A 12,177-nucleotide genomic window follows, 5' to 3' on the forward strand; every position below is an offset into this window, starting at 1 on the left:
GTGAAGCTCATGTCTCAATATGAATCTGAAATCAAGCGCAGAAGGACCTTTGCCATCATCTCCCATCCCGATGCGGGCAAGACCACACTGACGGAGAAGTTCCTGCTCTACGGCGGGGCCATCGCCCAGGCCGGCCAGGTGAAGGGCAAGAAGAACACCCGGGCGGCCACCTCCGACTGGATGGAGATCGAGAAGCAGCGCGGCATCTCGGTGACCTCCTCGGTGATGCAGTTCCAGTATGAAGGCTTCTGCATCAACATCCTGGACACCCCGGGACACCAGGACTTTTCTGAGGACACCTACCGCACCCTGATGGCCGCCGACTCCGCCGTCATGGTCATCGACGCGGCCAAGGGCGTGGAGGCCCAGACCCGGAAGCTGTTCAGGGTGTGCGCCATGCGGGACATCCCCATCTTCACCTTCATCAATAAGATGGACCGGGAGGCCCGGGACCCCTTTGAGCTGTGCGAGGAGCTGGAAAAGGAGCTGGGCATCGACACCTACGCCATGAACTGGCCCATCGGCTGCGGCAAGGAGTTCCAGGGCGTCTACGACCGCCAGAACCGCCAGATCATCCATTTCACCTCCAACACCAACGCCAGGGCCGCCACTGCCACCCAGATCGAGCTGGACGACCCGGCTCTGGCCGGGCTCATCGGCCAGGCCAAAAAGGACCAGCTCACCGACGAGATCGAGCTGCTGGACGGGGCCTCCTGCGACTTCGACATGGACCGGGTGCGCCACGGGAAGCTGTCCCCGGTGTTCTTCGGCTCCGCCCTCACCAACTTCGGCGTGGAGCCCTTTCTGGAGGAATTTCTCCGCATGACCACGCCTCCCCTGCCCCGGAAGGCGGGAGAGGATATCATCGACTCCTTTGATGACGATTTCTCCGCCTTTGTCTTCAAGATCCAGGCCAACATGAACAAGGCCCACCGGGACCGCATCGCCTTTATGCGGGTGGTGTCCGGCCGTTTTGATGCGGATAAGGAGGTCTACCACCTCCAGGGCGGGAAGAAGATCCGTCTTTCCCGCCCCCAGCAGCTGATGGCGGCAGAACGGGAGATCATCGAGGAGGCCTACGCCGGGGACATCATCGGCGTGTTCGACCCGGGCATCTTCTCCATCGGGGACACCCTGTGCGCCCCAGGGAAAAAGTTCCAGTTCGACCCCATCCCCACCTTCGCCCCGGAGCACTTTGAGCGTATCCGCTCGGTGGACACCATGAAGCGCAAGCAGTTTCTCAAGGGGGTGGAGCAGATCGCCCAGGAGGGCGCCATTCAGATCTTCAAGACCCCCTACACCGGCATGGAGGAGGTCATCGTAGGCGTGGTGGGCACCCTTCAGTTCGACGTGCTGGAGTACCGCCTGCGCAGCGAGTACAACGTGGAGCTGTACAAGGAGGGCCTGCCCTTCGAGTACCTGCGCTGGATCGTGAAGGAGGACGAGGACGCCCCCCCGCTGAAGGAGGAGGACCTGCTGCTCCCCAACGACGCCAAGCTGGTGGAGGACTACAAGGGCAATCAGCTGCTGCTATTCGCCTCCCAGTGGTCCATCCAGTGGGTCCAGGACCGGAACAAGGGCCTTCAGCTGGCAGAGTTCGGCGGCGCAAAATTTTAAAAACATCAAATCAGCGGCTCCGTGGAAGCTCTCTTCCGCGGAGCCGCTGTTCTTTCATTCAAGCTTGGTCCAGCTCTGCCGGGCCATCCGACGGCAGGCCAGGGCTGTGGCCAGGAAGTAGCCTCCGTAGACCAGGATCAGCACAGCGGCTGTGGCCAGGCTACTCCCCACCGAGTCCACCTCGCCCGCCGTGGCAATGATGTCGTTGGCCGCCTTCATCCCCACCATGGAGTGGATCAGGGCCAGCCCCAGGGGCATCAGGAAGGCCAGAGCCACCTGCTGGGAGGCCGAGCGGGCGATGAGGCCGTCGTCCGCCCCCAGCCGGCGGAGCATGGCGTACCGCTTCTGGTTGTCCGCCGCCTGGCTCAGCTGCTGGAGGGCCAGCACCGCGGCCGCCGCCAGCAGGAAGGTGAAGCCCAGATACAGCCCCAGAAACAGGGCCAGGATCTTGGAGCCCATGATGCTCTGATAGGCGTCCAGGCGGCTGGAGAAGTGGAGGGCGTAGTCCAGGTCCAGGGGGCGGATCAGCTGGAGCAACTCGGCCTCCGTCCGCTCCTCGTCCCCTCCGGCGTAGTCCACAAACCACACCTGCCGCCGCACCTCCAGCTGTCCAGCCAGCTCGTCTGGGACCACTGCGTAGCTCAGGGACAGCCCGCCGGTGACCGCCCGGCGCTCTGGGTCGTCAGGCACCATGGGCACCTCCTCATGACAGCTCCCCCGCCCGCCGTGGGCCAGCAGGGCGTTATAGTCGGAGAGCCGGATAGCCGCCGACACCTCCTCCACCCCGGTGACCGCTGGGTCATTGTAGTAAAACAGTACGTCCAGCTGCTCTCCCAGACGGTCCAGGTCAAAGCCGCCCTCCGCCAGCACGGCCGGGAAGTCCACAAGGCCCGCGCTGTCGGCGGACTGATTCTGTACCGTCAGATCAAAGGGAGCCTCTTCATCGGCCGCCGCCTCCAAGGTGGAGTTGAGTCCGATGGAGCTGGCGGTGATGCCGACGGCCAGCAGCAGCAGGATGCAGATGACCGTCATGGACAGGTAGGTGGAGTGGACCCTGCTCAGCCACTGGCGCAGGGTGAATAGGTTCAGCCCCCGGAAGTAGAGCCCGGGCCGGCTCTGGACCAGCTTCACCACAAAGCCGGACAGGGACTTAAAAATCAGCAGAGTGCCCAGGGTGCCCAGGAACAGCATGGCCGCACAGATGGGCAGGACCGCCACAGCGATGGCCATGCCAAAGGTCAGCAGGATGGCATAGGCGGCCGCCAGGCAGACCGCCCCCAGCACGAACTGGACCACCGCCAGCCCCAGGGGCCTCTCCCGCAGCTCCTCATTTTTCCGCTCCCCCTGCATTAGGTCGATAAGCCGGGCCCGGGACACCTGGATGCCGCTGAACACCATCACGAGCAGAAAGATCAGGCCGAAATAGCCCACTGTGCGCACCGTTGCCCGAGGGGAGAAGGCCAGGGCGAAGGCGTCTACCCGGATGGAGAACATGGACAGAGTGAGGGCAGACAGGCCCTGGGAGGCCGCCAGGCCCAACAGCAGCCCCGCCGCCAGAGAGATCAGGCCGATGACCAGCGTCTCCAGCACCAGCAGTCCTGACACCTGCCGCTGGCTCAGGCCCAGCAGCAGATAGGTCCCCAGCTCCCGCTTGCGTCGGAGGATGAGGAACGTGTTGGCATACAGGATCAAACAGGCCAGCACCACCGCCACAAAGACGGAGAAAATATCCAGAATGGTCTGGATCAGCTGGGCCATGGGGTTTTGGCTCTGAGCCAGATAGACCATTACCCCCTGCCCGTCAATGGAATTAAAGGTATAAAACAGACACACGCCAACGGTGAGGGTGAGCAGATACACCCCGTAGTCCCGAAAGGAGCGGCGGACGTTCCGCAGGGCCAGCTTAGAGAACATCTTCCATCTCTCCTCCCAGTTGGGACACTACCCGGATGATCTGGGCGAAGAACGCCCGCCGGTCCATCCCGCCCCGGCTCAGTTCCAGGAAGATCTGCCCGTCCCGCAGGAAGATCACCCGGTGGCAGCAGCTGGCGGTGAAGGCGTCGTGGGTCACCATCAGAATGGTGGTCTGCCGGATCTGGTTCAGCTCCTCCAGCCGCTCCAGCAGCATCCGGGCGGATCTGGAGTCCAGCGCGCCGGTGGGCTCGTCGGCCAGCACCAGGGCGGGTCGGGTGACGATGGCCCGGGCCGCAGCGCAGCGCTGCTGCTGCCCGCCGGACATCTGGTAGGGGTATTTGTCCAGACAGTCCTGGATGCCCAGCAGCCGGGCGTTCTCCTCCACCTGTTCCCGGATCTCTCCCGCCGGCGTCCTGACGATGGACAGGGCCAGGGCGATATTCTCAAAGGCCGTCAGGGTGTCCAGCAGGTTGCAGTCCTGAAAGATAAAGCCCAGCCGTTCCCGGCGGAAGCGGGCCAGTTCCTTTCCCCTCAGGTCGGACAATTCCTTCCCATCTACCAAGATGGAGCCGGAGGTGGGCCGGTCGATGGTGGAGACACAGTTGAGCAGAGTGGTCTTGCCCGAGCCGGAGGCCCCCATGATGCCCACATATTCTCCGCCTCTCAGGGAAAAGCTGACCCCGTTCAGGGCCGTCGTAGCGGCCCCCCGCTTTCCATAGACCTTTTTTAGGTCTGTGACCTTCAAGATTTCTTCCATATTCATGCGCTCCTTGCCGCAGGCGGCTCCGCCGCCCCAAAATGGTTTATTGAAACTGTATGAATGATACCATACAGTTGCTTCAAATGCTCTAAAGGAGCTCTTAGGGTTTTCTTAAGAAATCATAAAGCCAGGGACAAAAAAGCGCGCCCCGGATGGGGCGCGCCAGAAAGCAGGAGGAACAAACAGGAGAAACGCACTGTCACCGCAGGTCAGACAGTCAAGTGGTATCGGGACATCCATTCGTTGATCTGAATGAGGTAGGCCAGCATCTGGGGCCCGGCCATCAGCTGCCCGAACCAGGGCTTTCCATAGTCCCCTGCGTCGGACAACAGCCCTGCGCGCAGGGCTTTCTCGTCCACCAGGCTGTGGATGGGGGCGTCCCGGTCGTCCAGGATGGTGAGCAGCCTGGCCCGGACCAGCTGCTCATACAGGGGGTCGTGGGTCTTGGGGTAGGGGCTCTTGGGCCGGCGGAGCAGCTCCTCCGGGAGCAGGCCTTCGGCCGCGTCCCTCAGCACCTGCTTGCGCTGCCCGTTCATAGCCTTCATTGCCCAGGGGATGTTCCACACATACTCCACCAGATGGTGGTCACAGAAGGGGACCCGCACCTCCAGCCCGGCGGCCATACTCATGCGGTCCTTCCGGTCCAGCAGGGTGGACATGAACCAGTTCAGGGACAGCCAGCCGACCTCCCGGCGGCGGCGTTCCCACAGGGCCTCCCCCGGCAGGGCCGGCATCTCCGCCAGGGACTGCTGGTAGCGGGCCTGGACATAGTCCTCCACCTGGAGGCTCTCCCACAGCTCTGGCTTCACCACCGCCCTTCGGAACTCCAGGTCCGGACACCAGGGGAAGGTGTCCGCCTCCAGCAGCTCCGACCGCTCAAACCAGGGGTAGCCGCCAAACACCTCGTCAGCGCACTCCCCGGAAAGGGCCACCGTGTGCCGCTCCGCTACCTTCCGGCAGAAATACAGCAGGGAGGAGTCCACATCCGCCATCCCCGGCAGGTCCTTGGCCTCCACGGCCTCAGGGAGCAGCTGGAGCAGGGAGGGGATGTCGCACCGCAGCACCCGGTGTCGGGTACCCAGTGCCCGGACCGCCTTCTTTACCCAGGGAGCGTCGGCGTCCGGCTGGAAAGCGGACGCCTTGAAATGCTTCCGGTTGCCCACATAGTCAAAGGAGTAGGTCTCCAGGGGCTCCCGCCCCTGCTCCTGATAGGCCCGGGCGGCCACCGCGGTAATGATGGAGGAGTCCAGCCCGCCAGACAGGAAGGTGCACAGGGGCACGTCGCTGACCAGCTGCCGCCGGATCGCTCCCTCCAGGAGATGGCGCACCTTCTCCACCGTCTCCTCGTAGCCGTCCTCGTGGGGGCGGCTCTCCAGTGCCCAGTACCGACGGATCTGGAGGCCCTCCGGGCCGGCCGTCAGCTGACAGCCCCCCTTCAGTTCCCGGATCCCCTCGAATACACCTGCCCCCGCTGTACGGGCGGGGCCGATGCCCAGCACCTCGCACAGCCCCTGCCGGCCCAGCCGTGGCTCTAGGCCCGGATATTGGAACAGTGCCTTCAGCTCGGATGCAAACACCAGTGCCCCGTCCTTCCAGGCATAGAAGAATGGCTTGACGCCGAACCGGTCCCTGCAGCACATCAGCCGCCTCCGCCCCCCGTCCCAGAAAGCAAAGGCGAAGATGCCCTCCAGCCGTTGGGCCGCCCCATCCCCCCAGGCGATGCAGGCGTTGAGCAGCACCTCGGTGTCCGACTCCGTCTCAAAGGAGAAGCCCAGCTTCCGAAGCTCCCGGCGCAGCTCATCGGTGTTATAGAGCTCGCCGTTGTAGATCAACACATATTCCACGCCGTCCCGCACCCGGGCCATAGGCTGCTGCCCCCGCTCCGGGTCGATGACCGCCAGGCGTCGGTGGACCAGGACGCAGTCCGCTCCCTGCCAGAGTCCCTTTCCATCCGGTCCCCGGTGGGCAAGGGTCTCCCCCATCCGCTCTCCCGCTTCCCGCCAGACCGGGCCCGCGTTGTCCCGGGTAAAATCACAAAATCCGCAGATACCGCACATAAGTAAGCTCCTTTATCAGCCTTGGACCGGGAGCCCGGGCAGACGGGTCCGCCGCCGCCCGGTCCACATCCCATTGTATGCATGCGCCTCAGGTCTGTTACAGCAGAAACAGACCCAGCCCCCAGGCCAGCGAGGCCAGGACCGCCCCCGCAGCTCCCCAGGCCGGTCCGGGAAGCTGCCTGCCCCGGGCGTTCCATGCCCGGCTGCGGCGGAGATAGCCGTCCGCCGCCTGTCTGGCCTCCCGGATGACCTGGTCCGCGCTGACCCCCTCTCTGGCCAATGCCTCTTCTTTCACGATGAAAATGGCCTCCTCGAAGAGCTTGGGGTCCGGGGATTTCACCAGGATGACCTGGCGTGTGATGCCTTTGACCATGAGATACCTCCTCCGTTTCCGGGGCCCCTGCCGTGAGCCCCCTGTGTACACAGTTATTCTTGCCCAATTTTACCGGGTATATTCCGGCCCGGCCCGCCGTACACTGGATCTTGCCAAGAGATCTGAAGGAGGGGCGGAGATGGACGATGAATCCAAGGAGCAGCTGCTGTCCCTGGCGCTGGTATGTGCGGTCAATCTGGCCGTGATCCTTCTCATCCCGGTGCTCCAGGGGCGGCTTTGATCCCGTAGGAAAATGCCCCTGGCGGCCGCATCCATACGGCCGCCAGGGGCATTTGCTGCCAGGCAAAGGGTCCGCGCACTTGACCTCTACGTTCTCCGCGCGATCCGCACCACCAAGGCGGTGCGGTCATCGGTGGCTCCCTCCGGGCTGTCGGTGATCAGACTCCGGGCCAGCTCCTTGGGGCTCTCCCCATCGAATTTAGCCAGCCGCTCCCGGACCCAGGCGTCGTCCCCAGTTCCGGCGATGCCGTCGCTGACCATAAGGACGCAGTCCCCCGCCTCCAGCCGCAGCCGGGTATGGTCGGGCACCGCGTGCTCCGAAGGGGCCAGCCCAGCGGGCAGGGAGCTGCCTGCGATCCGCCGCACCGAGCTCCCTCTCCGCACATAGGTGGGGGCAGCTCCCAGCTTGTACACCGCCCCCTCCCCTGTGAACAGGTCCACCTGAAGCAGGTCCACTGTGGTGAACCCCCCCTCCTCCTCTCCCCGAAGGGCCAGGGCAGAATTCAGTGTGGCCAGGGCGTGGCCCGTCTCCACCCCCGCCATCAGGAACTGCTCCAGCAGGCGGACAGCCAGGGAGCTCTCCCGGCCCGCCCCGGGCCCGCTCCCCATGCCGTCGCACAGCAGCACATAGAGGGTGCCGTCCTCCCGCTTGAAGTAGGTCCCGGCGTCCCCGCTCACCGTCTCCCCGTCCTTCTTCCGGGCTGCCACGCCCGCTACCGCCATCAGCGGCTCCAGCTGGATCAGAGTCAGGCTCTCCTCCCCCGCCTCCGCTCGGGTAGGCACACCCAGCAGATCCGATAGGGCGGCCAACTCCTCCGGTGTGTCCAGAGTCTGGCATCCCTCCCCCTTCAGCTCCGCCCGCAGACGGCCGTACTCGTCCCGGTACACTGCCGTCTCCATCTCCAGTCCCAGCAGAGCCAGGTGCCGCCTCAGCTTCTGATTGCCTGCCGGGTCCGGGATCAGCTCCCGGCTCAGCTCTGCCGCCGCCGTCCCCAGAAGGGCGGACAGCTCCCCATACTGCCGGCACACCGCCGCCCGGCTCTCCCGGATGCGGCTGTTGTACTGCCGGCGGTAGAGCAGGGCGGTGAGCTCCTGGTTCACCGCCTCCACAAAGGCGGGGAAGTGGAGGCAGCGGTCGGCGAAGTAGCGGGGGTAGTCGCTGGCCACTCCCCGCCCCCGCTCCAGCATGGGGGCCGTGGCGTCGTTGAGGGCGTTGAAGGTGGTCACATAGTCCCGCTCCCAGCAGCTGGACCGGAGGGAGCAGGTCCGGCACACCCGACAGGCCGCCCGGTCAAAGACCGCCGCCACATCGTTGTCGTTCTCCGGCACCCGGAAGGAGCCCCGCAGGGACTCGTACAAGGTACGGAAGGCGGCGGCGGTGGCCTCCAGCTTTTTCTGCACATAGCCCTGGGCCCTGCCATCCGGGGGCGCCGTCGGGGCTGGGGCCAGCAGGCCTCCCAAGCGCTTCCACTGGCGCTCCGGCACCATGAAAAAAGCCACCGAACCCAGAAACACCTCATACAGGATGGCCAGGGTCAGCCCCCGGTCCCAGGTCCACAGGACGGCGGCCCCGTCCGCCGCCGCGAAGGCCGCCGCCGCCCACACCCGTTTCTTGCCCCGGAAGGCCCCTGCTGCCAGAGTGGCCAGCCCCCAGGCCATGGCGTAGAGTGGGACGCCCGAGCCCGCCAGATCCATGGACAAGCCGATGGTCACCCCAAGTACGGCTCCTGCCGCCAGTCCGCCCTGCCAGGCCCCCGCCAGCACCAGACAGGCTCCCAACGTCCGGCCGAAGGAGACATCCTTCCATAGATACAGGTTGGAGAGGGAGATCAAGGTGGTACACACCAGGACCAGGGCCCCGGTCCGCCGGGCTGCGGAGCATACCCCCTCCCCGCTCCCCCGCCGTATAGGCAGCAGCAGCACCCGGTAGCACCAGGCCGCGGCCACCGTCAGGGCGATCTCACTAAGGAAGTAGATCACGTCCACTGTTCGCCAGCCCCCCTGGGACAGGTAGATGAAGCCGGTGCAGCCGTTCATCAGGCCTGCCACCCCGGGCATGGTCCAGGGCCTCTGGAAGAGCTTCATGTCGTAAAATGCAAAGCCCACCGCGAAGGTCAGGATGGCAGCGGACAGATAGCGCAGCGCATCAGAGAAGCCCAGCAGGGTCAGATAGCCGAATCCCGCCCCCAGCAGGGCCGCCCCGCCGCACAGTCCGGTGCCTGATGCCCCCACCATGGCCACGCCGAAGGGGGCGAAGCCGCCGAACACCTCCGCCCCTGCCAGCACCGCCGCCAGCATTAGATGGATGCCCACCTCTGCCGTCCGCAGCACCGCCGGGCCGCTCAGCCCTGTCCGCCCCAGCCGGGCCGTCTGCCCCCGCAGCCTCGTCAGCCGCATTTTCAGATCCTCTCTGGCCGCCATCTCGTCTCCTCCTATGTAGCTTCCGGCTTGTCCGGAACGTTGTGCCCCACATTATAATCCATTATTTGGAAAAACATGGTCGGAATCAGGAGACGATTTCCTCCGGCGGCCTTTTTCCCTCCGGTTGCTTTTTGCCAGGCAATATGATATTATAACAATAGACCTATTGGGTGAGCACCTACCATCAGTCAGGCTGTTTCAGTCTGGCTTTTTTTATGGAAACAGAGAAAAGGAGGTCAACAGAAATGATGTTAAAAGTATTGGGGATGGCGCATGAGCAGGCCGTCAAAGGACTGATCCGGGATGCCTTTTCGGCGGAACCCTGGTGTGACCGCTGGGAGGATGAGGATGTGTTTCATTCCTATATTCTGGACGTGATGGGCAATCAGAATTCTTTGGCCCTGGGACTTTTTTCGGAAGATGTCCTGATTGGGATCTCTCTGGGCCGTCTGCGGCACTGGTACAATGGCATTGAATACTGCATTGACGACCTGTGCATTGCCTCAGAACATCAGGGACAAGGGTTCGGGTCCCTGTGGATCCAGCTGATCCGAAATTATGCCTGTCAGCACGGCTTTCGGAACATCTCGCTCCAGACCAAAAGAAACGCGCCCGCTTACCACTTTTATCAAAAAACCGGCTTTGAAGAGCAGGAGGACCGGGTCTGCTTTTCTCTGGACTGCCTTCCATGATCTGAGGGCAGTCCCCCGCCGCGCTCATCGCGCGGTCGATTTTTGCTCAGAGGGCAGAAGTGCCATAAAATTTTTTCTCTGGAATGTATAACCATCCCCGGGCCTGTCCACAATAGGCTTCGGAGGTGGTTCCATGAAACGAACCGTATTTCAGAAACTGGGCGACTTCGTACTGGGAAAGGGCTTCTACATAGTCCTTTTCCTCTGTGTCGCCACCATTGGAATTTCGGGCTATTACCTTGTTCGCACCGTCAGCAGCACCCCCGGAGAGGCGGAACCGGTCACCGGCAGCCCCACCGTGGTCCTTCCCGACAGCAGCCAGAATGCGGCTCCCCCCCATACCACTCCCTCTGTCACCACACCCACCACGCCTACTGTGACCGAGCCAGAGGAGAGCGGGAGCCAGGAGGCTTCCCTCCCCCAGACCGTGGAGGAGGAGCCGGCCGAGACGGTCCAGCCAGTGGAGGAGGATCCTGTTCCCGCTGTCTTCACCTGGCCGGTGAAGGGGGAGATCCTCTCCGGCTTCAGCCTGGAGGTGCTGGCCTATGATGAGACCATGGGCGACTGGCGCACCCACAGCGGCGTGGACATCGCCGCCAGCGTGGGCACCAACGTGCTGGCCATCAGCGCGGGCACGGTCCAGGGAGTCTACGATGACGACCTGATGGGCACCTGCGTGGTAGTGGACCACGGGGACGGCCTGACCAGCATCTACTGCAACCTCAGCGCCAAGCCAACTGTTTCGGAGGGTGACACCGTCAGCACCGGCACCGTGCTGGGCGTGGTGGGTGAGACCGCCATCGCCGAGAGCAGCCGCCCCTCCCATCTCCATCTGGAGATGGCCCAGGACGGCAAGGCGGTGGACCCTGTGAGCTACCTGCCCCAGCGCTGAAGGATCAAAAGAGCTCCACGCCCTTGATGGGTGTGGAGCCCTTTGCTGTCTGCGGAATAATCTTATCCCCCGCCCCGCCATGCCTTTCACCGAGGGAGAAGGGCCCTCTTCAAGCCCGCCGGGCCAGGACTTCCAGCATATGGTCCGCGAACCGGTCCAACCGATCCCGGACCCCGGGCAGCCCCATGGCCTCCCCTGGGTCATTGGCTGTCTCCAGCAGGGCAAAGCGTCCTGGCAGATAGAAGGACTTGTTCATGTTCATGGCCGAGATCAGCTGCCGGGCCACCAAGTCGCTGCCCGAATAGCCAGAGACCACCAGGGCGAACAGGGCCTTGTCATAGAAGCGGGTCTGGCGGAACAGGGCGGTGAGGCGGTTGATGAAGGCAGTGAGATTAGCGGAGAGTGCGTCGTTGTAGTTGGGGCACAGCATGACCACCCCGTCGGCCCGGCGCACCGCGGGATAGACCTCCCGGGACATGACTCCGCCATAGAAGCACTCCCCCTTCTCCCCGAAGTGGATACACATGGTGTAGGGACAGCCGGAGCAGTCGTCCAGTGTCCCGTTGCGCAGGCCGATCTCCTGGACACTGCACACCTCCCCCAGCCGCTCCCGCACCCCTGCCCACAGAGCCATGGTGTTGGATGTGTGGTGGCTGGAGGCGTGGAGGACCAGCAGCTCAGGCCGCTCCTTTTTGGGGAAAGTGAAGGTGTCCAGACGCTGGACCAGCTCCTGTGCCGCCGCCAGATAGGCCCCCATCAGGTCGGTGCCCAGGTTTTTGGCCTGGACGCGGAAGTTGGCCAGGGAGCCCGTCCCCTCCACCAGCGGCCGCCCGATGAGGGTGCATCCCGCCATATCTGCGGCTAGGGCCAGCTCTCCGGCGGTGGATTTGGTGTACAGCTCTCCGGGGCCATCCACGATCAGCGCGGCGGTGCATCCCTCCAGCAGGTCCGGCTCCCGCCGCAGCCGGGAGAGCATGCGGTAATACTCCAAATTCTGCCCCGCCCCGTCCAGGGCCAGGGCAAACAGGACCCGGTCTCCCGGCCTCAGGTCCAGCTCCTCCGCGGTGCGGATGGTCCTCCCCTCCCGGTCCGCCAGGGCGTGGGAGAGGATACCGGACAGGCGGACGTCCGCCTCCGGCCGGCCCGGGTATGGATGGATCAAAATGATGGACATGAGATCGCCTTCTTCAAAAGTTGATGTGCGGAGAGAC

At 64.0% G+C, this 12,177-nt stretch carries 9 protein-coding genes; 3 read left to right on the forward strand and 6 right to left on the reverse strand.

All coding sequences use genetic code 11. From position 1 onward, the window contains the following. Nucleotides 1–9 precede the first annotated feature (9 nt). Nucleotides 10–1,617: a peptide chain release factor 3 gene (locus tag BN1969_RS03285; RefSeq protein ID WP_050622986.1), complete on the forward strand. Its 1,608-nt coding sequence runs from the start codon at nt 10–12 to the stop codon at nt 1,615–1,617. 54 nt (nt 1,618–1,671) lie between these two features. On the opposite strand, the gene BN1969_RS18815 is transcribed toward BN1969_RS03285, so the two are convergent. The 5 genes from BN1969_RS18815 to BN1969_RS03310 all read right to left on the reverse strand — a co-directional run bounded on the left by BN1969_RS18815 (nt 1,672) and on the right by BN1969_RS03310 (nt 9,382). Then, a complete protein-coding gene (locus BN1969_RS18815) occupies nt 1,672–3,531 on the reverse strand; it encodes an FtsX-like permease family protein (RefSeq protein WP_050622987.1) in 1,860 nt (619 codons plus the stop codon). Beyond that, nucleotides 3,521–4,288 (reverse strand): ABC transporter ATP-binding protein, encoded by a 768-nt coding sequence (locus BN1969_RS03295; RefSeq protein ID WP_050622988.1) that lies wholly within the window; start codon nt 4,286–4,288, stop codon nt 3,521–3,523. The genes BN1969_RS18815 and BN1969_RS03295 overlap by 11 nt, the downstream gene beginning before the upstream one ends. A 212-nt stretch (nt 4,289–4,500) precedes the next feature. Beyond that, the gene (gene asnB / locus BN1969_RS03300; RefSeq protein WP_050622989.1) at nt 4,501–6,348 is read right to left on the reverse strand and encodes an asparagine synthase (glutamine-hydrolyzing); all 1,848 of its coding nucleotides are present in this window, start codon (nt 6,346–6,348) and stop codon (nt 4,501–4,503) included. Nucleotides 6,349–6,445: 97 nt separating this feature from the next. Continuing rightward, nucleotides 6,446–6,721, reverse strand: a complete 276-nt coding sequence (locus BN1969_RS03305) for a hypothetical protein (protein WP_050622990.1) — start codon at nt 6,719–6,721, stop codon at nt 6,446–6,448. 327 nt (nt 6,722–7,048) lie between these two features. Beyond that, nucleotides 7,049–9,382, reverse strand: a complete 2,334-nt coding sequence (locus BN1969_RS03310; protein ID WP_050622991.1) for a SpoIIE family protein phosphatase — start codon at nt 9,380–9,382, stop codon at nt 7,049–7,051. Nucleotides 9,383–9,627: 245 nt separating this feature from the next. On the opposite strand from BN1969_RS03310, the gene BN1969_RS03315 reads away from it, so the two are divergent. Continuing rightward, nucleotides 9,628–10,074, forward strand: coding sequence for a GNAT family N-acetyltransferase (locus BN1969_RS03315; protein ID WP_050622992.1), 447 nt, complete (start codon nt 9,628–9,630; stop codon nt 10,072–10,074). Between the two features lie 133 nt (nt 10,075–10,207). After that, nucleotides 10,208–10,966, forward strand: a complete 759-nt coding sequence (locus BN1969_RS03320) for a M23 family metallopeptidase (RefSeq protein WP_050622993.1) — start codon at nt 10,208–10,210, stop codon at nt 10,964–10,966. Between the two features lie 109 nt (nt 10,967–11,075). On the opposite strand, the gene BN1969_RS03325 is transcribed toward BN1969_RS03320, so the two are convergent. Beyond that, the gene (locus BN1969_RS03325; RefSeq protein WP_050622994.1) at nt 11,076–12,140 is read right to left on the reverse strand and encodes an NAD(P)H-dependent oxidoreductase; all 1,065 of its coding nucleotides are present in this window, start codon (nt 12,138–12,140) and stop codon (nt 11,076–11,078) included. Between the last annotated feature and the right edge of the window lie 37 nt (nt 12,141–12,177).

The organism is Clostridium phoceensis (assembly GCF_001244495.1).
Lineage (GTDB): Bacteria > Bacillota > Clostridia > Oscillospirales > Oscillospiraceae > Lawsonibacter > Lawsonibacter asaccharolyticus.

Coding starts and splice junctions, on each gene's coding strand:
- BN1969_RS18815 (WP_050622987.1), bottom strand. CDS start 3,531: ATGTTCTCTAAGCTGGCCCTGCGGAACGTCCGCCGCTCCTTTCGGGAC.
- BN1969_RS03310 (WP_050622991.1), bottom strand. CDS start 9,382: ATGGCGGCCAGAGAGGATCTGAAAATGCGGCTGACGAGGCTGCGGGGG.
- BN1969_RS03285 (WP_050622986.1), top strand. CDS start 10: ATGTCTCAATATGAATCTGAAATCAAGCGCAGAAGGACCTTTGCCATC.
- BN1969_RS03305 (WP_050622990.1), bottom strand. CDS start 6,721: ATGGTCAAAGGCATCACACGCCAGGTCATCCTGGTGAAATCCCCGGAC.
- BN1969_RS03320 (WP_050622993.1), top strand. CDS start 10,208: ATGAAACGAACCGTATTTCAGAAACTGGGCGACTTCGTACTGGGAAAG.
- asnB (WP_050622989.1), bottom strand. CDS start 6,348: ATGTGCGGTATCTGCGGATTTTGTGATTTTACCCGGGACAACGCGGGC.
- BN1969_RS03295 (WP_050622988.1), bottom strand. CDS start 4,288: ATGGAAGAAATCTTGAAGGTCACAGACCTAAAAAAGGTCTATGGAAAG.
- BN1969_RS03325 (WP_050622994.1), bottom strand. CDS start 12,140: ATGTCCATCATTTTGATCCATCCATACCCGGGCCGGCCGGAGGCGGAC.
- BN1969_RS03315 (WP_050622992.1), top strand. CDS start 9,628: ATGATGTTAAAAGTATTGGGGATGGCGCATGAGCAGGCCGTCAAAGGA.